At 70.9% G+C, this 25,727-nt stretch carries 29 protein-coding genes (1 of these 29 only partly in view); 17 read left to right on the top strand and 12 right to left on the bottom strand.

Annotated features, from left to right (window positions below; all coding sequences use genetic code 11):
- The first annotated feature begins 131 nt into the window (after positions 1–131).
- Positions 132–1,121, top strand: coding sequence for a GTP 3',8-cyclase MoaA (gene moaA, locus OG392_RS08915; RefSeq protein ID WP_329277352.1), 990 nt, complete (start codon positions 132–134; stop codon positions 1,119–1,121).
- Positions 1,122–1,191: 70 nt separating this feature from the next.
- On the opposite strand, the gene OG392_RS08910 is transcribed toward moaA, so the two are convergent.
- Entirely contained in the window at positions 1,192–1,407 is a 216-nt protein-coding gene (locus OG392_RS08910; protein WP_329277350.1) for a hypothetical protein, read from the bottom strand.
- Positions 1,408–1,589: 182 nt separating this feature from the next.
- The gene (locus tag OG392_RS08905) at positions 1,590–1,934 is read right to left on the bottom strand and encodes a DUF3099 domain-containing protein (RefSeq protein WP_329277348.1); all 345 of its coding nucleotides are present in this window, start codon (positions 1,932–1,934) and stop codon (positions 1,590–1,592) included.
- Between the two features lie 169 nt (positions 1,935–2,103).
- Between OG392_RS08905 and OG392_RS08900 the strand changes: the two genes are divergently transcribed.
- The gene (locus tag OG392_RS08900) at positions 2,104–2,379 is read left to right on the top strand and encodes a GlsB/YeaQ/YmgE family stress response membrane protein (protein ID WP_329277346.1); all 276 of its coding nucleotides are present in this window, start codon (positions 2,104–2,106) and stop codon (positions 2,377–2,379) included.
- Positions 2,380–2,460: 81 nt separating this feature from the next.
- Here OG392_RS08900 and tyrS read toward each other — a convergent pair whose 3' ends face one another.
- From tyrS to OG392_RS08885, 3 genes are read right to left on the bottom strand one after another with little or no spacing between them, the layout of a single operon-like run.
- Positions 2,461–3,729 carry a tyrosine--tRNA ligase gene (gene tyrS / locus OG392_RS08895; RefSeq protein ID WP_329277344.1) on the bottom strand — a complete coding sequence of 423 codons (1,269 nt, stop codon included), beginning with the start codon at positions 3,727–3,729 and terminating at the stop codon, positions 2,461–2,463.
- 53 nt (positions 3,730–3,782) lie between these two features.
- On the bottom strand, positions 3,783–5,174 hold the full coding sequence (locus OG392_RS08890) for a metallopeptidase TldD-related protein (protein ID WP_329277342.1): 1,392 nt from the start codon (positions 5,172–5,174) through the stop codon (positions 3,783–3,785).
- On the bottom strand, positions 5,171–6,694 hold the full coding sequence (locus OG392_RS08885) for a TldD/PmbA family protein (RefSeq protein ID WP_329277340.1): 1,524 nt from the start codon (positions 6,692–6,694) through the stop codon (positions 5,171–5,173). The genes OG392_RS08890 and OG392_RS08885 overlap by 4 nt, the downstream gene beginning before the upstream one ends.
- A gap of 231 nt (positions 6,695–6,925) precedes the next feature.
- Between OG392_RS08885 and fabG the strand changes: the two genes are divergently transcribed.
- The 3 genes from fabG to OG392_RS08870 all read left to right on the top strand — a co-directional run bounded on the left by fabG (position 6,926) and on the right by OG392_RS08870 (position 8,998).
- Entirely contained in the window at positions 6,926–7,645 is a 720-nt protein-coding gene (fabG, locus tag OG392_RS08880; protein ID WP_187624109.1) for a 3-oxoacyl-[acyl-carrier-protein] reductase, read from the top strand.
- A 5-nt stretch (positions 7,646–7,650) separates the two neighbouring features.
- A complete protein-coding gene (fabI, locus tag OG392_RS08875; RefSeq protein ID WP_329277336.1) occupies positions 7,651–8,427 on the top strand; it encodes an enoyl-ACP reductase FabI in 777 nt (258 codons plus the stop codon).
- Between the two features lie 163 nt (positions 8,428–8,590).
- Positions 8,591–8,998 carry a hypothetical protein gene (locus OG392_RS08870; protein ID WP_329277334.1) on the top strand — a complete coding sequence of 136 codons (408 nt, stop codon included), beginning with the start codon at positions 8,591–8,593 and terminating at the stop codon, positions 8,996–8,998.
- On the opposite strand, the gene OG392_RS08865 is transcribed toward OG392_RS08870, so the two are convergent.
- Entirely contained in the window at positions 8,943–9,656 is a 714-nt protein-coding gene (locus OG392_RS08865; protein ID WP_329277332.1) for a FadR/GntR family transcriptional regulator, read from the bottom strand. The two genes, OG392_RS08870 and OG392_RS08865, sit on opposite strands and share 56 nt — an antisense overlap.
- A gap of 81 nt (positions 9,657–9,737) precedes the next feature.
- Here OG392_RS08865 and OG392_RS08860 point away from each other — a divergent pair, with 81 nt between their 5' ends.
- From OG392_RS08860 to OG392_RS08845, 4 genes are all read left to right on the top strand, one after another.
- A complete protein-coding gene (locus OG392_RS08860) occupies positions 9,738–11,051 on the top strand; it encodes a CynX/NimT family MFS transporter (protein WP_329277330.1) in 1,314 nt (437 codons plus the stop codon).
- 17 nt (positions 11,052–11,068) lie between these two features.
- Positions 11,069–11,185 (top strand): SGM_5486 family transporter-associated protein, encoded by a 117-nt coding sequence (locus OG392_RS08855; RefSeq protein WP_329277328.1) that lies wholly within the window; start codon positions 11,069–11,071, stop codon positions 11,183–11,185.
- 156 nt (positions 11,186–11,341) lie between these two features.
- Positions 11,342–11,545 carry a hypothetical protein gene (locus OG392_RS08850; protein WP_329277326.1) on the top strand — a complete coding sequence of 68 codons (204 nt, stop codon included), beginning with the start codon at positions 11,342–11,344 and terminating at the stop codon, positions 11,543–11,545.
- Positions 11,546–11,580: 35 nt separating this feature from the next.
- Positions 11,581–12,099 carry a SixA phosphatase family protein gene (locus tag OG392_RS08845; RefSeq protein ID WP_329277324.1) on the top strand — a complete coding sequence of 173 codons (519 nt, stop codon included), beginning with the start codon at positions 11,581–11,583 and terminating at the stop codon, positions 12,097–12,099.
- A 188-nt stretch (positions 12,100–12,287) separates the two neighbouring features.
- Here the strand turns inward: OG392_RS08845 and serB are convergent, their stop codons facing one another.
- Entirely contained in the window at positions 12,288–13,505 is a 1,218-nt protein-coding gene (gene serB, locus OG392_RS08840) for a phosphoserine phosphatase SerB (RefSeq protein WP_329277322.1), read from the bottom strand.
- 221 nt (positions 13,506–13,726) lie between these two features.
- On the opposite strand from serB, the gene OG392_RS08835 reads away from it, so the two are divergent.
- Complete coding sequence (locus OG392_RS08835; RefSeq protein ID WP_329277320.1) at positions 13,727–16,354, top strand: FHA domain-containing protein; 2,628 nt, start codon at positions 13,727–13,729, stop codon at positions 16,352–16,354.
- Between the two features lie 81 nt (positions 16,355–16,435).
- On the opposite strand, the gene OG392_RS08830 is transcribed toward OG392_RS08835, so the two are convergent.
- Entirely contained in the window at positions 16,436–17,218 is a 783-nt protein-coding gene (locus OG392_RS08830) for a transglycosylase SLT domain-containing protein (RefSeq protein WP_329277318.1), read from the bottom strand.
- Positions 17,219–17,646: 428 nt separating this feature from the next.
- Here OG392_RS08830 and OG392_RS08825 point away from each other — a divergent pair, with 428 nt between their 5' ends.
- The 3 genes from OG392_RS08825 to OG392_RS08815 all read left to right on the top strand — a co-directional run bounded on the left by OG392_RS08825 (position 17,647) and on the right by OG392_RS08815 (position 19,838).
- Positions 17,647–18,792 carry a GAF domain-containing sensor histidine kinase gene (locus OG392_RS08825; protein ID WP_329277316.1) on the top strand — a complete coding sequence of 382 codons (1,146 nt, stop codon included), beginning with the start codon at positions 17,647–17,649 and terminating at the stop codon, positions 18,790–18,792.
- Positions 18,785–19,429, top strand: coding sequence for a response regulator transcription factor (locus OG392_RS08820; protein WP_329277315.1), 645 nt, complete (start codon positions 18,785–18,787; stop codon positions 19,427–19,429). The genes OG392_RS08825 and OG392_RS08820 overlap by 8 nt, the downstream gene beginning before the upstream one ends.
- A 166-nt stretch (positions 19,430–19,595) precedes the next feature.
- Complete coding sequence (locus OG392_RS08815) at positions 19,596–19,838, top strand: chaplin (RefSeq protein WP_329277313.1); 243 nt, start codon at positions 19,596–19,598, stop codon at positions 19,836–19,838.
- 132 nt (positions 19,839–19,970) lie between these two features.
- On the opposite strand, the gene OG392_RS08810 is transcribed toward OG392_RS08815, so the two are convergent.
- Positions 19,971–20,762, bottom strand: a complete 792-nt coding sequence (locus tag OG392_RS08810) for a hypothetical protein (protein ID WP_329277311.1) — start codon at positions 20,760–20,762, stop codon at positions 19,971–19,973.
- A 157-nt stretch (positions 20,763–20,919) separates the two neighbouring features.
- Between OG392_RS08810 and OG392_RS08805 the strand changes: the two genes are divergently transcribed.
- The 4 genes from OG392_RS08805 (at position 20,920) to OG392_RS08790 (ending at position 24,121) form a co-directional block, all read left to right on the top strand.
- On the top strand, positions 20,920–21,717 hold the full coding sequence (locus OG392_RS08805; protein ID WP_329277309.1) for an ABC transporter ATP-binding protein: 798 nt from the start codon (positions 20,920–20,922) through the stop codon (positions 21,715–21,717).
- 74 nt (positions 21,718–21,791) lie between these two features.
- Positions 21,792–22,223 carry an NfeD family protein gene (locus OG392_RS08800; RefSeq protein ID WP_329277307.1) on the top strand — a complete coding sequence of 144 codons (432 nt, stop codon included), beginning with the start codon at positions 21,792–21,794 and terminating at the stop codon, positions 22,221–22,223.
- 93 nt (positions 22,224–22,316) lie between these two features.
- A complete protein-coding gene (locus OG392_RS08795) occupies positions 22,317–23,255 on the top strand; it encodes an SPFH domain-containing protein (protein ID WP_015032638.1) in 939 nt (312 codons plus the stop codon).
- 92 nt (positions 23,256–23,347) lie between these two features.
- Positions 23,348–24,121 carry a sulfite exporter TauE/SafE family protein gene (locus tag OG392_RS08790; RefSeq protein WP_329277302.1) on the top strand — a complete coding sequence of 258 codons (774 nt, stop codon included), beginning with the start codon at positions 23,348–23,350 and terminating at the stop codon, positions 24,119–24,121.
- Between the two features lie 74 nt (positions 24,122–24,195).
- Here OG392_RS08790 and OG392_RS08785 read toward each other — a convergent pair whose 3' ends face one another.
- The 3 genes from OG392_RS08785 to OG392_RS08775 all read right to left on the bottom strand — a co-directional run.
- On the bottom strand, positions 24,196–24,702 hold the full coding sequence (locus OG392_RS08785) for an HNH endonuclease (protein ID WP_329277300.1): 507 nt from the start codon (positions 24,700–24,702) through the stop codon (positions 24,196–24,198).
- A 167-nt stretch (positions 24,703–24,869) separates the two neighbouring features.
- Positions 24,870–25,406 carry a YbhB/YbcL family Raf kinase inhibitor-like protein gene (locus OG392_RS08780; protein ID WP_329277298.1) on the bottom strand — a complete coding sequence of 179 codons (537 nt, stop codon included), beginning with the start codon at positions 25,404–25,406 and terminating at the stop codon, positions 24,870–24,872.
- Between the two features lie 52 nt (positions 25,407–25,458).
- Positions 25,459–25,727, bottom strand: the end of a protein-coding gene (locus OG392_RS08775) for a sporulation protein (RefSeq protein ID WP_266890311.1). It continues 514 nt past the right edge of the window; 269 of the gene's 783 nt are visible here — the last part of the coding sequence; its start codon lies beyond the right edge, outside the window; it ends in the stop codon at positions 25,459–25,461.

The raw sequence follows: 25,727 nt of genomic DNA, 5'->3' as shown, positions 1-25,727 counted from the left end.
CCGGGCGGCCGCGTCGTAGAGTTCTACGACGCGGCCGCGTCGGTCCTCGTGACAATCTGCCCTGCTCGTGGGCCGTCGGCTCACGTAGGCTCGAACCACAAGCAACCACAACGACGGGGAGGGGGCCCACAGTGCTCATCGACACCTATGGCCGGGTGGCCACCGACCTGCGCGTATCGCTCACCGACCGCTGCAATCTCCGCTGCACGTACTGCATGCCGGAAGAGGGTCTCCAGTGGCTCGCGAAGCCGGATCTGCTCACCGACGACGAGATCGTCCGGCTGATCCGCATCGCCGTCACCGACCTCGGCGTCACCGAGGTGCGCTTCACCGGCGGCGAACCCCTGCTCCGCCCCGGTCTCGTCGGCATCGTCGAGCGCTGCGCGGCCCTGGAGCCGCGCCCCCGGATGTCCCTCACCACCAACGGCATCGGGCTGAAGCGCACGGCCGCCGCTCTGAAGGCCGCCGGTCTCGACCGCGTCAACGTCTCCCTGGACACCCTGCGCCCCGAGGTCTTCAAGACCCTCACCCGGCGCGACCGGCACCAGGACGTCCTCGACGGCATGGCCGCCGCCCGCGACGCCGGCCTCACCCCGGTCAAGGTCAACGCCGTCCTGATGCCCGGACTCAACGCCGACGAGGCCCCGGACCTGCTCGCCTGGGCGGTCGCGGAGGGTTACGAGCTCCGCTTCATCGAGCAGATGCCGCTGGACGCCCAGCACGGCTGGAAGCGCGACGGCATGATCACCGCCGGGGACATCCTGGGGTCCCTGCGCACCCGCTTCACCCTGACGCCGGAAGGCGCCGACGAGCGGGGCTCGGCCCCCGCCGAGCGCTGGGTCGTCGACGGCGGACCGCACACGGTCGGCGTCATCGCCTCCGTCACCCGCCCGTTCTGCCGGGCCTGCGACCGCACCCGGCTCACCGCCGACGGCCAGGTGCGGACCTGTCTGTTCGCCACCGAGGAGACCGATCTGCGGGCCACGCTCCGCTCGGACGCCTCCGACGCGGAGGTCGCGGAGCTCTGGCGGAAGGCGATGTGGGGCAAGAAGGCCGGCTCCGGCCTCGACGACCCGGAGTTCCTGCAGCCCGACCGCCCGATGTCGGCGATCGGCGGCTGAGCGGAAGGGCCTCGGACCTCCCTGGGACGCGGCCCTTCGCGGCAAGGGGAGACCGCCGGGCGGGCAGGCCTCAGTCCCCGGCGGACTCCCAGTCGGCCAGCGGCACGACGTCCTTGAGGAACCCCCGTACGCCCAGGAACTGGGACAAGTGCTCCCGGTGCTCCTCGCACGCGAGCCAGGTCTTGCGGCGCTCGGGCGTGTGCAGCTTGGGGTTGTTCCACGCGAGCACCCAGACGGCGTCGGCGCGGCAGCCCTTGGCGGAACAGATCGGCTTCTCTTCGCTCACCTGATCATTGTCCAGCAAGGGCGATGCCGAGCAGCCACGGGGGGAGCTGCCCGGCATCGGTCCGTCGCTCCGACGGGGGATGCGGAGCGCGTAGGCAGTATGTCACGGCACATGGGGTGTGGTGCACTGGAACTTCATGATTGATCTGAGCTTTTCTTGAGCTTTCCGGCCACTGTCCGTGATCAATTCCGGCCGTACGGTCGCTCCGTGTCCCCGTCCGCGGAGGCCTCCGCGGCACCGATCGCGGGCCGCACCGGAGCCGGTACGAAGGTGGAGGGAAGGGACGGAGCCGTCTCGCGTCCCGCGTTCGCGATGACCACCGCGATATAGGGGAGCAGGATGCCCAGGGCGAGCGCCACGATCGCCACGTGCCGCTCGACGTTCCACAGCACCGCGGCCGCGATCACCGACAGGGTCCTGACCGTCATCGAGATGACGTAGCGCCGCTGGCGCCCCCGGACGTCGTCCGCGAGCCCCTGCCGGGCCCCCGTGATCCGGAAGACCTCGCTCTCACCACGCTTCGGCATCGCCGTCCACCATCCACCGGTCGCGCCGGACCCTCCCCGGCCCGGACCTCTCTCCACCGTACGCCCGCCCCTGCGCCCCGACGAGGCCGGGGCACGTATGGCTCTGTCCGACATGCGCCGTGTGGCCGGTGGGCCGAGACTGGGCGCAGTTGCGTACAAGGAGGCGACGATGAGTTGGTTGTGGGCGATCATCGTGGGATTCGTCCTGGGTCTGATCGCGAAGGCGATCCTGCCCGGGAAGCAGCAGATCCCGCTCTGGCTGACGACCGTTTTCGGCATTCTCGGCAGCGTGCTCGGCAACGCCGTCGCGACCTGGATGGGAGTCAACGACACCAAGGGGATCGACTGGACCCGCCACCTGCTCCAGCTGATCGGCGCCGTCCTCGTCGTGGGGGTGGGCGACATGCTGTGGGCCTCGATCAGGGGCAACAAGCAGCGGGCCTAGCGCCACGGGAACAAGGAGGCCCGGAACGGCACATCTCGTGCCGTACCGGGCCTCCCGCCATGTACCGAGGGCGCTACGGGATCACGCGCCGGTGAACTCGATCGCCGCCAGGTTCTTCTTGCCGCGCCGCAGCACCAGCCAGCGGCCGTGCAGCAGCTCGTCCGCGGACGCCTCGGCGTCCTCGGCGGTGACCTTCACGTTGTTCACGTACGCCCCGCCCTCCTTCACCGTGCGGCGTGCTCCCGACTTGCTCGGGGCGAGACCGACCTCGGTGAACAGGTCGACGACCTGACCCAGCTCGGTCACCCGCGCGTGCGGCAGCTCGGACAGCGCGGCGGCCAGCGTCGCCTCGTCCAGCTCGGCCAGGTCGCCCTGGCCGAACAGCGCCTTGGAGGCGTTGATGACGGCCGCGCACTGGTCCGCGCCGTGCACCAGAGCGGTCAGCTCCTCGGCCAGCGCGCGCTGCGCGGCGCGGGCCTGCGGACGCTCGGCGGTCTGCCGCTCCAGCTCCTCCAGCTCCTCGCGGGACCGGAAGGACAGGATCCGCATGTACGTCGAGATGTCCCGGTCGTCCACGTTCAGCCAGAACTGGTAGAACGCGTACGGCGTGGTCATCTCCGGGTCCAGCCAGACGGCGCCGCTCTCGGTCTTGCCGAACTTGGTGCCGTCCGCCTTGACCATCAGCGGGGTCGCGAGCGCGTGCGCCTCGACCCCCGGCTCCAGGCGGTGGATCAGGTCGAGGCCGGCCACCAGGTTGCCCCACTGGTCCGAACCGCCCTGCTGGAGCGTGCAGCCGTAGCGGCGGTACAGCTCCAGGAAGTCCATGGCCTGCAGCAGCTGGTAGCTGAACTCGGTGTAGCTGATGCCCTGCTCGGACTCCAGGCGCCGGGCGACGGAGTCCTTGGTCAGCATCTTGTTGACCCGGAAGTGCTTGCCGATGTCCCGCAGGAACTCGATCGCCGACATGCCGGCGGTCCAGTCCAGGTTGTTCACCATGACCGCGGCGTTCTCCCCCTCGAAGGAGAGGAACGGCTCGATCTGCGTCCGCAGCCGGTTCACCCAGTTCGCGACCGTCTCGGGGTCGTTCAGGGTGCGCTCGGCCGTCGGCCGCGGGTCACCGATCTGCCCGGTGGCCCCGCCGACCAGCGCCAGCGGCCGGTGCCCGGCCCGCTGGAGCCGGCGGACGGTGAGGACCTGGACCAGGTGGCCGACGTGGAGACTGGCCGCGGTCGGGTCGAAACCGCAATAGAAGGTGACCGGACCGTCCGCGAGAGCCTTGCGCAGTGCGTCCTCATCAGTGGACTGGGCGAAGAGCCCACGCCACTTCAGCTCGTCGACGATGTCCGTCACGGTCGTCCGTCTCCTTGATTGATTGCGGTGATGCCGAGGCCAGTCTAGGTGGGTCAGACCCCCTTGCTGACCGAGCTCATGTTGAAGTCGGGGATCCGCAGGGCGGGCATCGCGGCCCGGGTGAACCAGTCGCTCCACTCGCGCGGCAGCGTCTTCTCCGTCCGCCCCGCCTCGGAGGCCCGCGACAGCAGGTCCACCGGCGACTCGTTGAACCGGAAGTTGTTCACCTCGCCGACCACCTCGCCGTTCTCGACGAGGTAGACGCCGTCCCGGGTCAGCCCGGTGAGCAGCAGCGTCGCCGGGTCGACCTCGCGGATGTACCAGAGGCAGGTGAGGAGCAGACCGCGCTCCGTCGAGGCCACCATCTCCTCCAGGGAGCGCTCGCCGCCGCCGTCCAGGATCAGGTTCCCCGCTCCGGGAGCCACCGGCAGGCCAGTGAGTTCCGCCGTGTGCCGGGTGGTGATCAGGCGCTCCAGCTTCCCGTCGCGCACCCAGTCCGTCGGCGCGATCGGCAGACCGTTGTCGAAGACCGAGGAGTCGTCGCCCGACGAGTGGGCGATGACGAACGGCGCGGACTCCAGGCCCGGTTCGTTCGGGTCGCTGCGGAGCGTCAGCGGCAGCGGCGAGAGGGTCTCGCCGAGCCGGGTGCCGCCGCCGGGCTTCGAGAAGACCGTGCGGCCCTCGACCGCGTCCCGGGCCGTGGAGGACCACAGCTGGTAGATCAGCAGGTCGGCCACGGCCGTCGGCGGCAGCAGCGTCTCGTACCGGCCGGCGGGCAGCTCGATCCGGCGCTCCGCCCAGCCGAGGCGGGTCGCCAGCTCGGCGTCGAGCGCGGCCGGGTCGACGTCCTTGAAGTCCCGCGTCGAGCGTCCGGCCCAGGCGGAGCGCGAGCGGTCGGGCGACTTGGCGTTCAGCTCCAGGGTGCCGTTGGGCTGGTCGTGACGGAGCCGCAGGCCCGTGGACGTCCCCAGGTAGGTGGAGGTCAGCTCGTGGTTGGCGAAGCCGTAGAGCTCACGGCCACCGGCCCGGGCGCGCGCGAAGGCCTCACCGAGCGCCGGCGCGAAGTCGGCGAACACGGCGGAGGTGGTCTCCGCGGGCGCGTCCGTGAAGTCGGGCGACGAGGACACGTCCGTCACCGGCGGCTGGGCGTCCTCGGCGGGCCCGGCGGCCCGCGCGGCGGCCTCGGCGGCCCGCACCAGGGGCTCCAGGTCGTCGACGGTCACGGCGGACCGGGACACGACACCGGACGCGGTGCCCTGTGCGCCGTCGACGGTCGCGATCACGGTGAGCGTACGGCCGCGGGTCACGCCGTTGGTGGTGAGCGCGTTGCCCGCCCAGCGCAGATTGGCCGAGGACTCCTCGTCGGCGATGACGACACATCCGTCGGCACGGGACAGCTCGAGAGCCCGCTCGACGATCTCGTACGGCTTGCTGACGCGGCTCATCGCCCGGCCTCCTGCGTCGTATTAAGGATGTTGACGCCCCGGAAGAGGGCGGAGGGGCAGCCGTGGGAGACCGCGGCGACCTGGCCCGGCTGGGCCTTGCCGCAGTTGAAGGCGCCGCCGAGGACGTACGTCTGCGGGCCGCCGACCTGCTCCATCGAGCCCCAGAAGTCGGTGGTCGTCGCCTGGTAGGCCACGTCCCGCAGCTGGCCGGCCAGCCGCCCGTTCTCGATGCGGAAGAAGCGCTGCCCGGTGAACTGGAAGTTGTAGCGCTGCATGTCGATCGACCAGGACCGGTCGCCGACCACGTAGATGCCGCGCTCCACGCCCCCGATCAGGTCCTCGGTCGACAGACCGCCCGGGTCCGGCTGGAGCGAGACGTTCGCCATGCGCTGCACCGGCACGTGCGCGGGGGAGTCGGCGAAGGCGCAGCCGTTCGACCGGCCGAGGCCGGTGAGCTTCGCGATCCGCCGGTCCAGCTGATAGCCGACGAGCGTGCCGTCCTTCACCAGGTCCCAGCTCTGCGCCTCGACGCCCTCGTCGTCGAACCCGACGGTCGCGAGACCGTGCTCGGCGGTCCGGTCACCCGTCACGTTCATGATCGAGGAGCCGTACGCCAGCTTGCCCAGCTGGTCGAAGGTCGCGAAGGAGGTTCCCGCGTACGCCGCCTCGTAGCCGAGCGCCCGGTCCAGCTCGGTGGCGTGCCCGATCGACTCGTGGATGGTCAGCCAGAGGTTCGACGGGTCGACGACCAGGTCGTACCGGCCCGCCTCGACGCTCGGCGCCCGCATCTTCTCGGCGAGCAGCGCCGGAATCTCGTCCAGCTCCTTGTCCCAGTCCCAGCCGGTGCCCGTCAGGTACTCCCAGCCCCGCCCGACCGGCGGCGCGATCGTCCGCATCGAGTCGAACTCACCGGTCGTCTCGTCGACGGCGACCGCCGTGAGCTGCGGGTGCAGCCGGACGCGCTGCTGGGTGGTCACGGTGCCGGCCGTGTCCGCGTAGAACTTGTTCTCGTGGACGGTGAGCAGCGAGGCGTCCACATGCGCCACGCCCTCCGCCCGCAGCAGCCGGGAACTCCAGTCGGCGAGCAGCGCGCTCTTCTCCTCCCCGGGGATGGAGAAGGGGTCGATCTCGTACGAGGAGACCCAGGTGCGTTCCTCGTGCACCGGCTCCGCCGCGAGCTCCACGCGTTCGTCGGAGCCGGCCGCCGCGATCACCTTGGCGGACAGCTTCGCCATGGCGACCGCCTGCGAGGCGACCTTCGCGGCCGCGTCCATGGTCAGGTCGACCCCGGAGGCGAAGCCCCAGGCCCCGCCGTGCACGACCCGCACCGCGTATCCGAGGTCCGTGGTGTCCGAGGAGCCGGACGGTTTGGCGTCGCGCAGCCGCCACGAGGCGCTGCGCACCCGTTCCAGGCGGAAGTCCGCGTGCTCGGCACCGAGCGCGCGCGCTCGGGCGAGCGCCGCGTCGGCGAGCGCCCGCAGGGGCAGCGCGACGAACGAAGGGTCGATCTGGTGGACCACGAGCGGCCTCGCTCTCGGTGATCGGAAGGCTGTGGTGGAGCTGTCGTTGATCTGCCCCGGAAGTCAATCACGGGACGGCCCGCGGAGTCGGCGCATTGTCGACGCCGGGCGACCTGAGCTGTAGGGACCCGACATAGACACCCGGGCGCCACTGTCGGAGGTCGATTCCTCATGTCGGGGGCGATACCGATAGGTTTTCGGCTACCAGACCGCTATCGAAAGGGTGATCCGTTGAGCCGCTCGGTTCTCGTCACCGGAGGAAACCGGGGCATCGGCCTCGCCATCGCCCGCGCGTTCGCCGAGTCCGGCGACAAGGTCGCGATCACGTACCGCTCCGGCGAGCCGCCGGCGGCTCTCACCGAACTCGGCTGCCTGGCCGTCAGGTGCGACATCACCGACGGCGAGCAGGTGGAGCAGGCGTACAAGGAGATCGAGGAGAAGCACGGTCCGGTGGAGGTCCTCGTGGCCAACGCCGGCGTGACGAAGGACCAGCTCCTCATGCGCATGTCCGAGGAGGACTTCACCTCCGTCGTCGACACCAATCTCACCGGCACCTTCCGGGTCGTCAAGCGTTCCAACCGCGGGATGCTGCGAGCCAAGAAGGGCCGCGTCGTCCTGATCTCGTCGGTCGTCGGCCTGCTGGGCTCCGCGGGCCAGGCCAACTACGCCGCCTCCAAGGCCGGCCTGGTGGGCTTCGCCCGTTCCCTCGCGCGCGAGCTGGGCTCCCGCAACATCACCTTCAACGTCGTCGCGCCTGGTTTCGTCGACACCGACATGACCGCGGTGCTCACCGACGAGCAGCGCGCGGGCATCGTGTCCCAGGTGCCGCTGGGCCGCTACGCCCAGCCGGAGGAGATCGCCGCCGCGGTCAAGTTCCTCGCCTCCGACGACGCCTCGTACATCACTGGAGCCGTCATCCCGGTTGACGGCGGATTGGGCATGGGTCACTGATCACCATGAGCGGAATTCTCGAGGGCAAGCGCATCCTCATCACCGGTGTGCTGATGGAGTCCTCCATCGCCTTCCACACCGCGAAGCTGGCCCAGGAGCAGGGCGCGGAGATCATCCTCACCGCCTGGCCGCGGCCGACGCTGACCGAGCGCATCGCCAAGAAGCTGCCCCACCCCGACAAGGTCAAGGTCCTGGAGCTCGACGTCTCGAACGACGAGCACCTCGCCCGCCTGGAGGGCCAGGTCCGCGAGCACCTGGGCGACCGCCTCGACGGCATCGTCCACTCCATCGGCTTCGCGCCGCAGGACGCGCTCGGCGGCAACTTCCTCAACACCCCGTTCGAGTCCGTGGCCACCGCCATGCACGTCTCCGCCTTCTCCCTGAAGTCGCTGACGATGGCGCTGCTGCCGCTGATGAGCGAGGGCGGCTCGGTCGTCGGTCTCACCTTCGACGCGAAGTTCGCCTGGCCGCAGTACGACTGGATGGGCCCGGCCAAGGCCGCTCTGGAGGCCACCAGCCGCTACATGGCGCGTGACCTGGGCAAGCAGAACATCCGCTGCAACCTGATCTCGGCGGGCCCGATCGGTTCGATGGCCGCGAAGTCGATCCCCGGCTTCGGCGAGCTGGCGGCCGTCTGGGACAGCCGCTCCCCGCTGTCGTGGGAGCTCTCGGACCCGGAGCCGGCCGGCCGCGGCGTCGTCGCGCTGCTCTCGGACTGGTTCCCGAAGACCACGGGCGAGATCGTCCACGTGGACGGCGGCCTGCACGCCATCGGCGCGTAACCGCTGCTCGTCGGAGCGACAGGGCCGTGTGTCCGCCCCGGAGGGGGCGGACACACGGCCCTCGCCGTTCCGCAACCCCTGCCCGACTCGAAAAGTAGAGCGAACCCCTCCAGACTGGGGCAGAGCGTGATGCTTCTGCTGCTGACGGGGAGGAGGTACGGGCATGCGCGCGATACGTCACGGGTTCGGCGCCTTCGTCTCCGTCGCCGTACTGCTCACCGGGATCGCCGTCGCCGCCGAGGTACGGGCCGCGCCCGCCCCGGCCGAGGAGCTCCCGGCCGCCACCCCGGCCGGGGAGCCGGAGAACTTCGGCGCCTCCTGCCGCACCGTGGTCCAGGGCTCGACCGTCACCGCCCACTGCCAGAACCCGTACCCCGGCACCGACCGGGTCCGGCTCCACGTCGAGTGCGAGCGCTGGTGGGACATCGACTCCGACAGCGCCCCCGTGGAGGTCGGCCCCGCCGACTACGGCGAGCTGACCGGCCGCTGCTGGAAGGAGGTCCGGTCGGCCTGGATCACTCACCAGCCGGCGGACCAGGCTCCCGACCCGACTCCGGTACGGGGCTCCTGAGGCAGATGTAGGGGTAGCCGGCCGCCTCCGCGCCGGCCCGCTCGGCGTCGCCCTCCCGGATCGCGTCCACCAGGCGCCCGTGGTCCATCCAGTTCTCCGGCCGCAGCTCCTGCCCGACGTCGTCGCGCAGCCACTCCCGCAGCAGATCGCCCAGGTCCGCGTAGAGCTCGGTGAGCACCTCGTTGCCCGAGGCGGCGACGACCGCGTGGTGGAAGGTCGCGTCGGCGCTCACGAACCGCTCCGCCTCGCCGGACTCCCACGCCTCCTCCCGTCGTACGAGCAGCGCGTCGAGCTGCTTCAGGTCCCGCTCGCTGCGCCGCGCGGCCGCGAGCCGGGCCGCGGCGGACTCAAGGGTCGAGCGCAGCTCGGCGACGTGCCGGGGGTCGGAGCCGGCGAAGCGGCGGTGCATGACGCCCGCCAGCTCGCTGGTGGCGATGACGTACGTGCCGGAGCCCTGGCGGATGTCGAGAAGCCCGTTGTGCGCGAGGGCCCGTACCGCCTCGCGCACGGTGTTGCGGGCCACGCCCAGCTGCTCGACCAGCTCGGGTTCGGTCGGGATGCGTGAACCCACCGGCCACTCGCCGGAGGTGATCTGGTTCCGCAGCTCGGCGATCACCTGATCGGAGAGGCCTGCGCGCCGGGGGTGGCCGAGGGCCATGGAGCACCTTCCCATTCGTTCGAGTCGCCCAAGTCGTTCGAGATTGGACAACCAATCATCCCATGATTCTATGATGGCCTCATGCCTGACGAGCCGAAGACCCTCGACCCCACCGCACGACCGGCCACGGCCACTGTTCCGGCCACCACGACCCCGCCCGGAGCCGCCGTCGCCGGCGATTCTCCCGCACAGGAGCGGACGCGGCGCTGGACCCTCGGCCTCGTCACCGTCGGACTCGTCCTGGCCGCGCTGAACCTGCGCCCCGCCATCACCAGCCTCGGCGCCCTCCTCGAAGAGGTCACCGCGGACCTCCACATGAGCGGCACCGTCGCCGGCGTCCTCACCTCCGTCCCCCCGCTCTGCTTCGCCGTCTTCGGCATCACGGCCCCGCGCCTCGCCCGCCGCTTCGGCCCCGCCGCCGTCGTCTGCGCGGGCATGGCCGCGATCTTCACCGGCCTGATCCTGCGCCCCTTCGCCGGAGGCACCGTCGGCTTCCTCGCCGCCAGCGCCCTCGCCCTCATGGGCATCGCCGTCAGCAACGTCCTGATGCCGGTCATCGTCAAGCGGTACTTCCCCGACCGCATCGGCAGCATGACCGGCCTCTACTCCATGGCCCTCGCCCTCGGCACCTCCATCGCCGCGGCCGCGACCGTCCCCATGACCGCCGCCCTCGGCGGCGACTGGCGCATCGGCCTCGGCGTCTGGGCGGCCATCGCCGCGCTCGCCGTCCTGCCCTGGATCCCGCTCGTCCGCGACCGGGACCGCGCCACCCGGGCGGCCAGGACGACCGCCGCCGCCGCGGCGGAGACCGCCGCCCCGCGCATCACCCGCAGCCGCACCGCCTGGTCCCTCGGTTGCTACTTCGGCCTCCAGGCCACCGGCGCCTACATCACCATGGGCTGGATGCCGCAGATCTTCCGCGACGCCGGCGTCCCCGCCTCCACCGCGGGCGTACTCCTCGCCGTCACCATGGTCATGGGCGTCCCGCTCGCCTTCGTGATCCCCCGGCTCGCCACCCGGATGAGGAACCAGGGCCCGATCGTCGTCGCCCTCGGCCTCTGCGGCCTCGCCGGCTACACCGGCCTCTTCCTCGCCCCCGCCGCGGGCGCCTGGGCCTGGGCCGTGCTCCTCGGCGTCTCCAACTGCTCCTTCCCGCTCGCCCTCACGATGATCGGCATGCGCTCGCGCACCGGTGCCGGAGTCGTCCGGCTCTCCGCCTTCGCGCAGAGCGTCGGCTACCTCATCTCCATCCCCGGTCCGCTCCTCGTCGGCGTGCTCTACCAGCACAGTGGCGGCTGGGGACTGCCGATCGCCCTGATGGGCGGGCTCATGGTGCCGCAGATGATCGTCGGAACCCTGGCGGGCAGGGACCGGACGTTCGAGGACGAATCCTGAGATGCGAGACTGTCGCCATGCCAGTTCTCGAACCCAACCCCCCGAACGGCCAGAAGAAGCTCCTCATCGTCTTCGGCGCGATGATCGGCATCACGGTCGTCATCGGCGTCATCGCCTCGATCGCCTCCCCGTGACACACGCCCTCCGGTCCGGGGGTGGGGGTAACCCCCGCATCCCCTAGGGGGCGGGACTCAGGGTCAAGTGGGTGGATCACCGGATGGGCCGAGGGGCCCGCGATCCCTAGGTTGGAGACAACAGGGAAAGCGGAGCTCTCACCCACGGAGGCGGTCATGTCGGCCCATACGTCCACCCGCGTCCGGCCCGGGGCGTCCGGTGCCGACACCCGGCTGCCCTGGTGGGCCCTCGCCCTCCCGGCGATCGCGTTCGTCGCCCTTCTGCTGCTGATGAGCGGGCCCGGTGAGGCCCACGCGGCGGCCGGTGACCCGGGGGTCGGAGGGTTCCTGGAGCGGGTCCAGCAAACGCTCTCTCTCTGAGTCGGCGGGAGCCGTTTCGTGCGAAGCTGAGGACCATGAGCGTCGACACACCCCGCAGGATCGTGCTGCTCCGACACGCGAAGGCGGACTGGAACCAGGAGTCCGACCACGAGCGCCCCCTCGCCGAGCGAGGCCGCGCGGACGCCCCCGTCGCCGGCCGCCGGCTCGCCGAGACCGGCATCGCCTTCGACCTGGCCCTCTGCTCCACCGCCACCAGGACCCGCGAGACCTGGAAGCTGGCCGTGCAGGCCCTTCCCGAGCGCCCGAAGACCGTGTACGAGGAGCGGCTGTACGAGGCCTCGCTCGGCGAGCTCATCGCCCTGCTCAACGAGACCTCGGAGGACGTGTCCGACCTCCTGGTCATCGGCCACAACCCCGGCATGCACACCCTCGCCGACGCTCTCGCGGGCGGGTCCGAGGGCGACGCGCTGCCCCGGATGAACCGCAGCGGCTTCCCGACCTCCGCCTTCGCCGTCCTCACCTTCACCGGCTCGTGGAAGTCCCTGGAGCACGGCACCGGCCGCCTCGTCGACTTCTGGACCCCGCACGACTGACCGGTGGGCCGGGCGGGACCCGTACGCCTGGCAGGTGGGCCGGGCGGGACCCGTGTGCCTGACCGGTGAGCCCCCCGCCGGACCCGTGGGCCCACGGCCGGACCCGTGAGCCTCCGCCGTATCCGTACGGGAGAGGGCCCGGCCGTCATCCGACGGCCGGGCCCTCTCCCGCACGGGTCACCCGCGGCTCAGTGCTGCAGGTCCTCCTCGCCGCCGTCCGCGGCCTCGACCTCTTCGCGGGTGATCCCCAGCAGGTACAGCACGGTGTCCAGGAACGGCACGTTCACCGCCGTGTGCGCGGCCTCGCGCACCACCGGCTTCGCGTTGAATGCCACACCGAGACCGGCCGCGTTCAGCATGTCCAGGTCGTTCGCCCCGTCGCCGATCGCCACGGTCTGCGCCAGCGGCACACCGGCCTCCGCCGCGAACCGGCGCAACAGCCGCGCCTTGCCCGCCCGGTCCACGATCTCACCGGTCACCCGCCCGGTCAGCTTGCCGTCCACGATCTCCAGGGTGTTGGCCGAGGCGAAGTCGAGCCCGAGCCGCTCCTTCAGATCGTCCGTGACCTGCGTGAACCCGCCCGAGACGACCCCCACCTGATAGCCGAGCCGCTTGAGCGTACGGATCAGGGTCCGGGCCCCGGGCGTCATCCGCACCTCGGCACGGACCTTGTCGACCACCGAGGCGTCGAGCCCGGCGAGCAGCTCCACGCGCGCGTGCAGCGACTGCTCGAAGTCCAGCTCACCGCGCATCGCCGCGGCCGTCACCTCGGCGACCTTGTCCTCGCACCCGGCGTGCGCCGCGAAGAGCTCGATCACCTCGTCCTGGATCAGCGTCGAGTCGACGTCCATGACGACGAGCCGCTGGGCCCGCCGGTGCAGCCCGGCGGAGACCACGGCCACATCGACCCCGATGCTGTGCGCCTGGGTGGCGAGGGCGGTCCGCAACGGTTCGGTCTCACAGCCGGAGACGGCGAACTCGACGGCCGTGACCGGGTACTTCGCCAGCCGGAAGACACGGTCGATGTTGCCGCCGGCCTCCGCGATCCTGGCCGCTATGGCCGCCGTCTGCTCCGCCGTCAGCGGGTTGCCCAGCACGGTGACGTGCGAGCGCCCCTCACCTCGGGGACGGTTGTCGCCCGTACCCGAGATGATCTCGGCCTGGAGTTTCAGCGACTCGGCCCAGCTGTGCACGGTCGCACGGAGCTCGCCCTGCGAGGCGACGGTCGGCTCGGTGACGAGCGCGCACAGGACGAGGCGGCCGCGGGAGACGACCTGCTCGATGTCCACGACGTCGACGGAGTAGGCGGCGAGGGTGTCGAAGAGTCCCGCGGTGATCCCGGGACGGTCCTTCCCGAAGATCTTGACGAGAAGGGTGGGAACGTCTGAGGTCTGCGATGCGCTCATGGTGCTTCCACCGTATCGGGCACCGTGTGCCACTCGACCCCCCGTCCCGCCCAGCGGACACCCGGGCGGTCGCACCCTTGCCCCCGGGGGCGTTCCCGGAGAGCCTGCGCCGGGTCTTCACGCGGCCCGACTTTCGGAGAGGGGACCGGGCCTGAAATAGTTCCCCAGGATGATTCGCATCCCTGGACTCCCCGCGACGGGGGTACATCGGGGGACAAGTAGTGGGGCATGGAGTGCCAGAACTCGTACTGGAATTGAACGGAAGGACCTGGACGCTCGATCCGTCCAGGTCGTACACCCTGGGCCGCGACCCGCAGGGTGACCTGGTCATCGACGACGCCAGGGTCTCGTGGCGCCACGCCACCATCAGCTGGGGCGGCCGGAGTTGGGTCATCGAGGACCACGGCTCGACCAACGGCACGTTCCTGCAGGGGCAACGGATCCACCAGGTGGAGATCGGCCCCGGCTCGGCCGTCCACCTCGGCAACGCCACCGACGGCCCCCGGCTGAATCTCGCCGCCGGCGCCCCGGCCCACCAGCAGGCCCCGGCCCACCAGCAGCCGGCCGCGGCCCAGGCCCCGGCCCACCAGGTCCCCGCCCACCAGGCGGCGGAGCAGGCCGCCCAGGCCGAGTGGATCACGCATCAGGCCCCGCCGCAGCAGGGCCAGCACCAGGTGCCGCCGCAGAACTGGCAGCAGCAGGGCCCGCCGCCCGTGCATCCGCAGGCCGCCCGCCAGCAGGTCCCGCACCAGCAGGGCCAGGGCGGCCCCGTCGAGCAGTTGGCGCAGAAGGTGCCCGGCCACGGCGGTCCCGCCTCCGGGCCCTCGGCGGCCTACGCCGACCGCAGCCCCACCACGTTCCACCAGCTGGCCCTCGGCCACGTCATGCGCATCGGCCGTGCCCTCGAGAACGAACTGGTCGTCTCCGACCTCCAGGTCTCTCGGCACCACGCCGAGTTCCACGCGACGCCCGACGGCCGCTTCGAGATCCGCGACCTCGGCTCGCACAACGGCACGTACGTCAACGGTCAGCCGATCACCAAGGGCGGCTCCGCCCTCCTCGGCCCCCAGGACATCGTCGGCGTCGGCCACTCGACGTTCCGGCTCGTCGGCGGCCAGCTCGAGGAGTTCGTCGACACCGGCTCCGTCTCCTTCTCGGCCCGCCACCTCACGGTCACGGTCGACGGCGGCAAGCAGATCCTCAAGGACGTCTCCTTCGGCGTCCCGGAGAAGTCGCTGATCGGTGTCATCGGCCCGTCCGGCTCCGGAAAGTCCACGCTGCTCAAGGCGCTGACCGGCTACCGCCCGGCCAACGAGGGCGACGTTCTCTACGACAACCGAAGCCTCTACAAGCAGTTCGCCGAGCTGCGCCAGCGCATCGGTCTGGTCCCGCAGGACGACATCCTGCACAAGGAGCTGACCGTCCAGAAGGCGCTGCGTTACGCCGCCAAGCTCCGCTTCCCCGGCGACACCGCCGAGTCCGAGCGCGAGGCCCGCATCGGCGAGGTGCTGCGCGAGCTCAAGCTCGACATCCACAAGGAGAAGAAGGTCACCTCCCTCTCCGGTGGTCAGCGCAAGCGCGTGTCCGTCGCCCTGGAGCTCCTCACCAAGCCGTCGCTGATCTTCCTGGACGAGCCGACCTCCGGCCTCGACCCGGGCATGGACCGCGATGTCATGCAGCTGCTCCGCGGCCTGGCAGACGACGGCCGCACGGTCCTCGTCGTCACCCACTCGGTGGCCGAGCTGGGCCTCTGCGACAAGCTGCTCGTCATGGCCCCCGGTGGCTCCGTGGCGTACTTCGGCCCGCCGGACGAGGCGCTGAACTTCTTCGGCTACTCGACCTGGGCCGACGTCTTCTCCGCCTTCGAGAACTACCGCGACTACGACTGGGCGGGCCGCTGGAAGGGCTCGCAGCACTACCAGCTGTACGCCGCGGACATCGACGCCGTCGCCGCGCAGCCGGTCCAGATGCCGCAGCACTCGATGACCCGCCCGCCGAAGCCGCAGGGCTGGGGCTCCCAGCTGTGGACGCTGATCCGCCGCTACGTCTCCGTGATCGCCTCCGACAAGGGCTTCCTGGGCCTGATGGTCATCCTGCCCGCCGTCCTCGGCGCGGTCTCGGTGGTCATCCCGGCGGACTTCGGCCTCGGCTCGCCGAAGCCGCCGTCCCGCTTCAACGGCGACGCCGGCACGATCATGCTGATCCTCGCGGTCGGCATGTGCTTCAGCGGCGCCGCCAACTCCGTACGAGAGCTGATCAAGGAACGGGTCATCTACGAACGGGAGCGGGCCACCGGCCTGTCCCGCTCGGCGTACCTGATGTCCAAGGTCATCGTGCTCGGCCTGATCACGGCCTTCCAGGGCGTCATCATCTGCGCCATCGGCTTCTCGACCCGCGAGCTGCCCGCCGAGGGCCTGTTCATGCCGCCGGCCGCCGAGCTGTGCGTCCAGGTGATCGCCCTCGGCCTCACCTCGATGATGTTCGGCCTGGTCATCTCCGCCCTGGTGAAGACCGCCGAGAAGACCATGCCGCTGCTGGTCATGTTCGCGATCATCCAGGTCGTCTTCACCGGCATCCTCTTCCAGGTGTACAGCTCGCCCGGCCTGGAGCAGTTCGCCTGGCTCATGCCCTCCCGCTGGGGCATCGCCGGCGCCGGCACCACCCTCGACCTCGGCCGCCTCATGCCGCCGTGGGACCCGAAGAACCCCACCGACACCGACCCGCTGTGGGAGCACACGGTCGGCCAGTGGAGCCTCGACCTCGGGATCCAGCTCTTCATGGCCGCCGTCTGCTGTGTCGCCGTGGCGCGGCTGCTGCGCCGCCACGAGCCCGAGGTCATGCGCAAGTGACCGACTGAGCGACGACGCCGAAGGGCGGCACCCCAGTGCGGGGGTGCCGCCCTTCGGCGTGCGACAGCGGACCGAGTGCGATCAGTACGCGCTGTTGACGTTGTCGATCGAGCCGTAGCGGTCGGCCGCGTAGTTGGCGGCGGCGACGATGTTGGCGACCGGGTCGTACTGGTCGAACGCGGTGCCGGGCACGTGGTAGGTCTTGAAGGTCGGGTAGATGACCTGGAGCAGACCCTTGGACGGGATGCCGTTGATGGCGTTGATGTCCCAGTTGTTGATGGCCCGCGGGTTGCCGCTGGACTCGCGCATGATGTTCTTGTGCAGGCCGTGGTAGCTGCCCGGAATGTTGTGCTTGTCCATGATGAACAGCGCCTCGCGGATCCAGCCGTCGAGGTTGTTCGCGAAGACGGGGGTACGGGCGACGGAACGGCTCGCGGCCGTCTTCGCCGCGGCACGCTTCTTCGCGTCGGCCTTCGCCTTCGCCGCGGCCTTCGCCTTGGCGGCCGCCTTCGCCTTCGCGGCGGCCTTGGCCTGCGCGTCCGCCTTCGCCTTGGCGGCGGCGGTGGCCTTCGCCTGGGCGGCGGCCTTGGCCTTCGCCGCGGCCTCCTGCTTGGCCTTGAGGCCGACGGTGGTGTGCTGCTCGGTCACGCTGGCGGCCAGGGCCTTCGCCTGCGGGCTGTTCGCGTTGTACGACCAGGCCACCTGCTGCGTGCCCGAGAGAGCCTGGGGCTCGGTCTCGGTCGAGCCGTTGCCGGGGATGAGCGAGAGCGTGAGCGCCGCGGCGCCCAGGGCGGCGACGCCGGCGATCGTGGCCTTGTGGGTCTTCTTCAGACCACGATTGTGGCCAGGGGTGTTCGCAGACATAACGGACTACCTCTTCGAATCGCTGGGGGGTCGCTCCACCGGGGCGGTGTCTCGCCAGCTCGGCGGCGACGGGGGCAATTCTTAGCGGCCGCAAAATGCCCTGGCAAAGGTGTGACGTACGATCCCGGGTAGTGGATCAGGGGCCCGTGCACGGACCACAGAAGCGCCCTTATGTCGGGCTCACCCCACCCTGACCACCCCTCTGGGGGTCCACTAGGGGACTTCGTAAGTGACCTGGGTCCTATGCGCGGGCTCACATCGGGCACGTAACGAACTGACCAGCCGTTGCCTGAGCAATGCGCACAGTAAGTCCCCTCCTCCTGAAGGAGGACAGGGCCCGGGGGCACTACGACCTAGGTCCCCGGTCCCCCTCCGCCGCGGTCTCCGGACGGATACGGACCGTCACGGCCCGCCGGTACGGTGAACACATGAGCCATCGACCGAGCTCCGGCCTGGCCGCCGTGAGCACCGCCCTCCTGGCCATGAGCCGCCACCTGGAGGTCCGCGACGTCCTCAAGACGATCGTCGCCTCCGCCCGCGAGCTGCTCGACGCGGAGTACGCGGCCCTGGGCGTCCCCGACGACCACGGCGGCTTCGCCCAGTTCGTCGTCGACGGCGTCAGCGACGAGCAGTGGAAGGCCATCGGCCCGCTGCCCCGCCAGCACGGCATCCTCGCCGCGATGCTCCACAAGGCCGAGCCCGAGCGGCTCGCCGACGTCCGCCAGGACCCCCGCTTCGGGGGCTGGCCCGCCGCGCACCCCGAGATGTCCGACTTCCTCGGCCTCCCCGTCAGGGACGGCGACGAGATCCTCGGAGCCCTCTTCCTCGCGAACAAGCGCTGCCCGAAGGAGAACGGCGGCTGCGGCTTCACCGCCGAGGACGAGGAACTCCTCGGGATCCTGGCCCAGCACGCGGCCATCGCCCTCACCAACGCCCGTCTCTACGAGCGCAGCCGCGAACTCACCATCGCCGAGGAGCGCTCCCGCCTCGCCCACGAGCTGCACGACGCGGTCAGCCAGAAGCTCTTCTCGCTCCGGCTGACCGCCCAGGCCGCAGCCGCGCTCGTCGACCGCGACCCCGCCCGTGCCAAGGGAGAGCTGCAGCAGGTCGCCCTGCTCGCCGCCGAGGCCGCCGACGAGCTGCGTGCCGCCGTCGTCGAGCTCCGCCCCGCCGCCCTCGACGAGGACGGCCTCGTCCACACCCTCCGTACCCACATCCAGGTCCTGGACCGGGCCCACGCCGCCCGGGTCACCTTCGAGAGCCCCGGGACGCGCGCGCTGCCCGCCGCACAGGAGGAAGCGGTGCTCAGGGTCGCCCAGGAGGCCCTGCACAACGCCCTGAGGCACTCGGACGCGGCGCTCGTCACCGTCTCCCTCGCCCGCGCGGGCCAGGGCGCGCGGCTCACCGTCACCGACGACGGCAAGGGCTTCGACCCGCGTACGGTCCGCACTGCGGGGCGCCACCTCGGCCTGGTCTCCATGCGGGACCGGGCGGGCGGCGTCGGCGGATCGCTCACCGTGACCTCGGCCCCCGGCGAGGGCACCACGATCGAGATGGAGGTTCCCGGTGGCTGACAAGCAGATCCGTGTCCTGCTGGTCGACGACCACCAGGTCGTCCGCAGAGGCCTGCGGACCTTTCTGGAGGTGCAGGACGACATAGAGGTGGTGGGGGAGGCCTCCGACGGCGCCGAGGGCGTCGCGCGGGCCGAGGAGCTCCGCCCCGACGTGGTCCTCATGGACGTGAAGATGCCGGGGACGGACGGCATCGAGGCCCTCAAGCGGCTCCGTGAGCTCGACAACCCCGCGAAGGTGCTCGTCGTCACCAGCTTCACCGAGCAGCGGACGGTGGTCCCCGCGCTCCGCGCCGGCGCCTCCGGATACGTCTACAAGGACATCGACCCCGACGCGCTGGCCGGCGCGATCCGCTCCGTCCACGCCGGGCACATCCTGCTCCAGCCCGAGGTCGCGGGTGCGCTCCTCACCCAGGACGACTCCCACGGGGGCACGGGGCGCGGCTCGGCCCTCACGGAGCGGGAGCGCGAGGTCCTCGGCCTGATCGCGGACGGCCGGTCCAACCGCGAGATCGCCCGCGCGCTCGTCCTCTCCGAGAAGACGGTCAAGACGCACGTGTCGAACATCCTCATGAAGCTCGACCTCGCGGACCGTACCCAGGCGGCCCTCTGGGCGGTCCGGAACGGTCTCACCGACTGACCCGCACCCCGGTCGCGCGCCCCCTGTGCGCCGGGCGCACGACCGTTCTGTCCTTCATACCGTCGTGTGTATGTCCCCCGTTCGGCGCAACCTCGCGGGGCGCGCCGCGTTCTCCATGACGTGCCGCGGCCGATCGGCCGCGGCGATGACCAGGAGGATGTACCAAGTGAAGAACCTCAAGAAGGCCGCTGCCCTCACCATGGTCGCCGGGGGCATCGTCGCCGCCGGTGCGGGTGTCGCCTCCGCCCACGGCGCCGAGGCCACGGGCGCGGCCCTCAACTCGCCGGGTGTCGCCTCCGGCAACCTGGTGCAGGTCCCGGTCCACGTCCCCGTGAACGTCTCCGGCAACACGGTCAACGTGATCGGCCTGCTCAACCCGGCCTTCGGCAACCACGCCCTCAACGGCTGACCGCCGCACGAACCCACCGGCCCCCGGGAAGATCCCGGGGGCCGGTTCTCGTCGTCCGACAGCCGCACCAGCCCCCGTCCGCCGTCGCCCGAGCCGAGCCGAGCCGATCCGGCCGACCCCGCGCCGAGGACATCAGAAGCCCCGGTCCCGCTCCCGTTCCTCCACGTACGCGTTGTACGCGGCGACCTGGGCCCGTCGGGCCACCCGCTCCACCGGCCGCAGCGCCTCCCCCCGCGCCGCCATCTCCGAGGCGCTCACCGCACCCCCGTGCCCGTGGTCGTACGCCAGGTCCACCAGCAGACCCACCCGCTGCGCCAGCTCCAGGACCCGCACCGCCCGCGCCGGGTAGCCCGGGGCGAGGACCTCCCGGCCCACCTCCGCCCGCGCCCGGTACGCCTCCCGCGCCGCGTCCGCCGCCGGGCCCGAGGCCGCCACGTCCAGCCGGGTCAGGACCGCCGTCGCGTCCCGCAGGGCCTCCGCCAGCTCCCGCTCGGCCTCACCGAGCGACGGAACGTCCGCCGGCGGCGCCTCCCGCACCGCGAGACAGCGCCAGACCACCTCCACATGGACGTCGCCCACCGGCCCCGCCTCCGAGACCTCCGGCACGAGACCGTACGGCGCTCCGTGGCCCACCACCGCCTCCTCCGCCTCCAAGGCGCGCGCGTTGAAATCCGGCGGCCCGCTCAGCCCCAGCGGATGCCCCGGCGCGGGCAGCGCCACCCGCCACCCGGTCACCCCGAGCCGCCGCAGCCGGCCGAGCGCCAGCGTCAGCCCCACCGGCCGCGCCTCACCCGGCAGCCCCTCCACGCGGTGCACCGCGTCCTCCCCGACAATGGCCAGCGCCGCCTCGTCCGGCGACACCGCCCCGGCCAGCAGGGCATTGCCCCAGGCGGCCAGGCGTCCTGAGCGTGGTTCCGAAAGCATCCCCCAAGACTAGGGGGAGCCCTGGGCGCACCGGGGGACTCAAAGGAAGCCCTAGGGACCGGCCCGCTCCGTCGATAACGTAGGTTTTCCCCTGGACGCCGCGCCCACCGGCGCAAGGCGACGACACGACTCGACCGCAAGGGGAGACAACGCGCTCATGAGCGATGTACTGGAGCTGGTGGACGTATCCGTGGTCCGCGACGGACGGGCTCTGGTGGACGAGGTCTCCTGGTCGGTCAAGGAGGGCGAGCGCTGGGTGATCCTCGGACCCAACGGCGCCGGCAAGACCACCCTTCTGAACATCGCCTCCAGCTACCTCTTCCCCACCAAGGGCACCACCCACATCCTGGGCGAGCGGCTCGGCGGCGTCGGCACCGACGTGTTCGAGCTCCGTCCCCGCATCGGCATGGCCGGCATCGCCATGGCGGAGAAGCTCCCCAAGCGCCAGACCGTCCTGCAGACCGTCCTCACCGCCGCGTACGGCATGACCGCCACCTGGCACGAGGACTACGACCCGGTCGACGAGCAGCGCGCCAAGGCCTTCCTCGACCGCCTCGGCATGAACGACTACCTGGACCGGAAGTTCGGGACCCTCTCCGAGGGCGAGCGCAAGCGCACCCTGATCGCCCGCGCGATGATGACCGACCCCGAGCTCCTCCTCCTCGACGAGCCCGCCGCCGGCCTCGACCTCGGCGGCCGCGAGGACCTCGTCCGCCGTCTCGGCCGCCTGGCCCGCGACCCGTACGCCCCCTCCATGATCATGGTGACCCACCACGTCGAGGAGATCGCGCCGGGCTTCACCCACGTCCTGATGATCCGTCAGGGCAAGGTCCTCGCCGCCGGTCCGGTGGAGATGGAACTGACCTCGCGCAACCTCTCGCACTGCTTCGGCCTGCCGCTCGTCGTCGAGCGCGTCGGCGACCGCTGGACCGCCCACGGCCTGCCCCTGAAGTAGCGGACGAAGCGCCGGCGTCCCGCACAGCCGCCCGCGCCCTGTCCCGGAGGACCCCACCGCCCTACCATGACCATGTGGACATCGACGCATGGGTCTGGTGGCTGATCGGCGCGGTGGGGCTCGGCATTCCGCTGGTCCTGACCGCGATGCCCGAATTCGGCATGTTCTCCGTCGGAGCGGTCGCGGGGGCGGTGACCGCCGCGCTCGGCTTCGACGTCGTCGCCCAGGTGCTCGTCTTCGTCGTCGTCTCGGTGGCGCTGATCGCGGTGGTGCGCCCCATCGCCGCCCGCCACCGCAACGACAGACCCCAACACGCCTCCGGCATCGACGCCCTGAAGGGGCGTCAGGCCGTGGTCCTGGAACGGGTCGACGCCGGCGGCGGAGGCCGCATCAAACTCGCGGGCGAGATCTGGTCCGCGCGGGCGCTCGACTCCGATCAGACCTTCGAACCGGGCGAGCAGGTCGACGTCGTGGACATCGACGGGGCCACCGCCGTCGTCATGTGACCGAACCTCGCCCATGACATTCCGTCATCTGCGAAACTCGATCATCGAAGGCCACCCGGCAGTCGACCGGCAGCGAAGGGCACGGGGAACACGATGTCAGCAGTCATCATCGTCCTGATCATTCTGGTGGTGCTCGTCTTCATCGCCCTGATCAAGACGATCCAGGTCATTCCGCAGGCGAGCGCGGCGATCGTGGAGCGCTTCGGCCGCTACACCCGCACGCTCAACGCCGGGCTGAACATCGTCGTCCCGTTCATCGACTCGATCCGCAACCGGATCGACCTGCGCGAGCAGGTCGTCCCGTTCCCGCCGCAGCCGGTGATCACCCAGGACAACCTCGTCGTCAACATCGACACGGTCATCTACTACCAGGTGACCGACGCGAGGGCCGCGACCTACGAGGTCGCCAGCTACATCCAGGCGATCGAGCAGCTCACCGTCACCACCCTGCGCAACATCATCGGCGGCATGGACCTGGAGCGGACCCTGACCTCCCGCGAGGAGATCAACGCGGCCCTCCGCGGCGTCCTCGACGAGGCCACCGGCAAGTGGGGCATCCGCGTCAACCGCGTCGAGCTCAAGGCGATCGAGCCGCCGACCTCCATCCAGGACTCGATGGAGAAGCAGATGCGCGCCGAGCGCGACAAGCGCGCCGCGATCCTCACCGCCGAGGGCACCCGCCAGTCCGCCATCCTCACCGCGGAGGGCGAGAAGCAGTCGGCGATCCTGCGCGCCGAGGGTGAGTCCAAGGCCGCCGCCCTGCGCGCCGAGGGCGAGGCCCAGGCCGTCCGTACGGTCTTCGAGGCCATCCACGCCGGCGACCCGGACCAGAAGCTGCTCTCGTACCAGTACCTCCAGATGCTCCCGAAGATCGCCGAGGGCGACGCCAACAAGCTCTGGATCGTGCCCAGCGAGATCGGCGACGCCCTCAAGGGCCTCTCGGGCGCCTTCGGAAACAAGGACGGCAGCGTCCCCGGCTTCAACACCAAGGCCGCGGGGACCGAAAGGCGAGACGAACCGCCGGTTGACTGACACGTACACGTAATCCTCGTGCATGATCGGTGCGAGCCCCTCGACCCCGGCGACGTCAGGGCGGGGAGGCGACTCACTGACCATGTAAGGAGATGGCGTTGTCCATCTGGGAAGCCCTGGCGGTCTTCGCCGCAGGCATCGGCGCCGGCACCATCAACACCATCGTCGGATCGGGAACGCTCATCACGTTCCCGGTCCTTCTCGCGACCGGACTCCCCCCGATCACCGCGAACGTCTCCAACGCCCTCGGCCTCGTCCCCGGTTCCATCAGCGGGGCCATCGGCTACCGGGCCGAACTCAAGGGCCAGAAGCACCGCGTCATCCGCCTCGGCACCGCCGCCCTCGTCGGCGGCCTCATCGGAGCGATGCTGCTCCTCGCGCTCCCGTCCGACGCCTTCGACGCGATCGTCCCGGTCCTCATCGGCCTCGCGCTCGTCCTGGTCCTCCTCCAGCCCCGTATCGCCGCCGCCGTCAAGCGCCGCCGCGAACAGACGGGCACCGAGGCCCACCCCGACGGCGGCCCCGCCCTCCTCGTCGGCCTCCTCTTCGCCAGCATGTACGGCGGATACTTCGGCGCCGCCCAGGGCGTGCTCTACCTCTCGCTGATGGGCCTGCTGCTCCACGACACCCTGCAGCGGATCAACGCCGTCAAGAACATCCTCGGCGCCCTCGTCAACGGCGTCGCCGCCGTCTTCTTCCTCTTCGTCGCCGAGTTCGACTGGACGGCCGTCCTGCTCATCGCCGTCGGCTCCACCATCGGCGGCCAGATCGGCGCCAAGGTCGGCCGCAAGCTGCCGCCCACCGTCCTGCGCGGAGTGATCATCGCCGTGGGCGTCGTCGCCATCCTCCAGCTGACGCTCCGTTAACCGCGTCGGCCGGAACGACGGAAGGGCCCGCCTCCCCACACCGGGGGAGGCGGGCCCTTCCGTACGAGACAGGGTTACGCGGCGGCCTTCACCAGCCACTCCGGGAGCTCCGACCGCTCGCTCGCCCGCATCGCCAGCAGCATCGCGTCCGCCGGCGTCGGCTCGAACGGCTGGAACAGCAGCGGCATCCCCGCCTGCTCCGGAGTCCTCGCCGCCTTGCGGTGGTTGTCCTCGGCGCAGGAGGCGACCGTGTTCAGCCAGTTGTCCCCACCCCCCTGGGCACGCGGCACCACGTGGTCGACGGTCGTCGCCCGCCTCCCGCAGTACGCGCACCGGTGCTGGTCCCGGACCAGCACCCCCCTTCTCGACCACGGCGCCTGTCTTCGGAACGGCACCCGGACGTAGCGGCAGAGCCTGATCACCCGCGGCACCGGAAGATCGACGGCCGCACCTCGGACCCGCAGATCGGGATGGGCGTGCTCGACGACGGCCTTGTCCGTCAGGACAAGCACCACCGCACGGTTGAGAGAGACCGTCGACAGCGGCTCGAAGCTCGCGTTGAGTACCAGCGTGTCCCGCATTGTGCCCACCTCCCGTGTGCAGGCCCGGCCCCGGAGCGGGGCGGTGGGGCCTGGATCAACGATGGCCGGGCCGGCCGGGGTCGGACAACGCAATATTTCCCGCGCAACAAAAGATGCCCGCTTCTGATCTCTCCAAGACCAGAAGCGGGCAAACAACAAACGAACGATCAGACCGCCGCGGGAGCCGCGTACGCACCGACCAACTGGGCACGTCCCAGTGTGTGGAACCGCAGGTTGAACCCGACCACCGCGGGCGACACGTCGGCGTCCGGACCGAGCTTCTCGCTGTCCACCGCGTACACCGTGAACACGTAGCGGTGCTCTTCGCCCGCCGGGGGAGCGGCGCCGCCGAAGTCCTTCGAACCGTAGTCGTTCCGGACGTGCACGGCCCCGGCCGGCAACCCCTCGAACGACCCCGACCCGGCACCGGCGGGCAGCTCGGTCACCGACACCGGGATGTCGAACAGCACCCAGTGCCAGAACCCGCTGCCCGTCGGGGCGTCCGGGTCGAAGCAGGTGACGGCGAAGCTCTTCGTCTCCGCCGGGAACCCCTCCCAGCGCAGCTGCGGCGAGGTGTTCCCCGCCGCGTACACCTGCGCGTCCTTCAGGACCCCGCCCGGCGCGATGTCGTCGCTCACCACGGTGAACGCCGGCACCGGCGGATGGAAGTCATGCGGGAGCGGCGCCCTCTTGCCCTCGGACACGTCGAACCTCCGTATCGCCCGTACTGCCTCAGCAGCCTTTACGGGCCCGAGCCTAGAGCCAGTTGCGACGGCCGCCGACCTCGGCGAGCCACTGGTTCAGGTAAGCCGCCCAGTCGGTGGTGTGGAAGTCGTGCAGACCCACCTTGAACGCACGGAACGAGTCGCTGCCCTCACCGAACAGACCCGGCTTCTTGTCCATCTCCAGGACGACGTCCATCTCGCGGTCGTCCGCGACGAAGCTGACCTCGACCTGGTTCAGACCCCGGTACTGCTGCGGCGCGAAGAACTCGATCTCCTGGTAGAAGGGCAGCTTCTGCCGCG

Source organism: Streptomyces sp. NBC_00691, assembly GCF_036226665.1.
Taxonomy (GTDB): Bacteria; Actinomycetota; Actinomycetes; order Streptomycetales; family Streptomycetaceae; genus Streptomyces.
Note: the sequence above shows the minus strand (reverse complement) of the source record. Positions and strands in the feature narration are given on the sequence as shown.

Excerpts from the sequence above, each read along its gene's own strand:
- OG392_RS08905 (WP_329277348.1), bottom strand. The coding sequence starts at position 1,934 with ATGCCGAAGCGTGGTGAGAGCGAGGTCTTCCGGATCACGGGGGCCCGG.
- OG392_RS08900 (WP_329277346.1), top strand. The coding sequence starts at position 2,104 with ATGAGTTGGTTGTGGGCGATCATCGTGGGATTCGTCCTGGGTCTGATC.
- OG392_RS08890 (WP_329277342.1), bottom strand. The coding sequence starts at position 5,174 with ATGAGCCGCGTCAGCAAGCCGTACGAGATCGTCGAGCGGGCTCTCGAG.
- fabI (WP_329277336.1), top strand. The coding sequence starts at position 7,651 with ATGAGCGGAATTCTCGAGGGCAAGCGCATCCTCATCACCGGTGTGCTG.
- OG392_RS08870 (WP_329277334.1), top strand. The coding sequence starts at position 8,591 with ATGCGCGCGATACGTCACGGGTTCGGCGCCTTCGTCTCCGTCGCCGTA.
- OG392_RS08865 (WP_329277332.1), bottom strand. The coding sequence starts at position 9,656 with ATGGCCCTCGGCCACCCCCGGCGCGCAGGCCTCTCCGATCAGGTGATC.
- OG392_RS08860 (WP_329277330.1), top strand. The coding sequence starts at position 9,738 with ATGCCTGACGAGCCGAAGACCCTCGACCCCACCGCACGACCGGCCACG.
- OG392_RS08855 (WP_329277328.1), top strand. The coding sequence starts at position 11,069 with ATGCCAGTTCTCGAACCCAACCCCCCGAACGGCCAGAAGAAGCTCCTC.
- OG392_RS08850 (WP_329277326.1), top strand. The coding sequence starts at position 11,342 with ATGTCGGCCCATACGTCCACCCGCGTCCGGCCCGGGGCGTCCGGTGCC.
- OG392_RS08845 (WP_329277324.1), top strand. The coding sequence starts at position 11,581 with ATGAGCGTCGACACACCCCGCAGGATCGTGCTGCTCCGACACGCGAAG.
- serB (WP_329277322.1), bottom strand. The coding sequence starts at position 13,505 with ATGAGCGCATCGCAGACCTCAGACGTTCCCACCCTTCTCGTCAAGATC.
- OG392_RS08830 (WP_329277318.1), bottom strand. The coding sequence starts at position 17,218 with ATGTCTGCGAACACCCCTGGCCACAATCGTGGTCTGAAGAAGACCCAC.
- OG392_RS08825 (WP_329277316.1), top strand. The coding sequence starts at position 17,647 with ATGAGCCATCGACCGAGCTCCGGCCTGGCCGCCGTGAGCACCGCCCTC.
- OG392_RS08810 (WP_329277311.1), bottom strand. The coding sequence starts at position 20,762 with ATGCTTTCGGAACCACGCTCAGGACGCCTGGCCGCCTGGGGCAATGCC.
- OG392_RS08805 (WP_329277309.1), top strand. The coding sequence starts at position 20,920 with ATGAGCGATGTACTGGAGCTGGTGGACGTATCCGTGGTCCGCGACGGA.
- OG392_RS08795 (WP_015032638.1), top strand. The coding sequence starts at position 22,317 with ATGTCAGCAGTCATCATCGTCCTGATCATTCTGGTGGTGCTCGTCTTC.
- OG392_RS08790 (WP_329277302.1), top strand. The coding sequence starts at position 23,348 with ATGGCGTTGTCCATCTGGGAAGCCCTGGCGGTCTTCGCCGCAGGCATC.
- OG392_RS08785 (WP_329277300.1), bottom strand. The coding sequence starts at position 24,702 with ATGCGGGACACGCTGGTACTCAACGCGAGCTTCGAGCCGCTGTCGACG.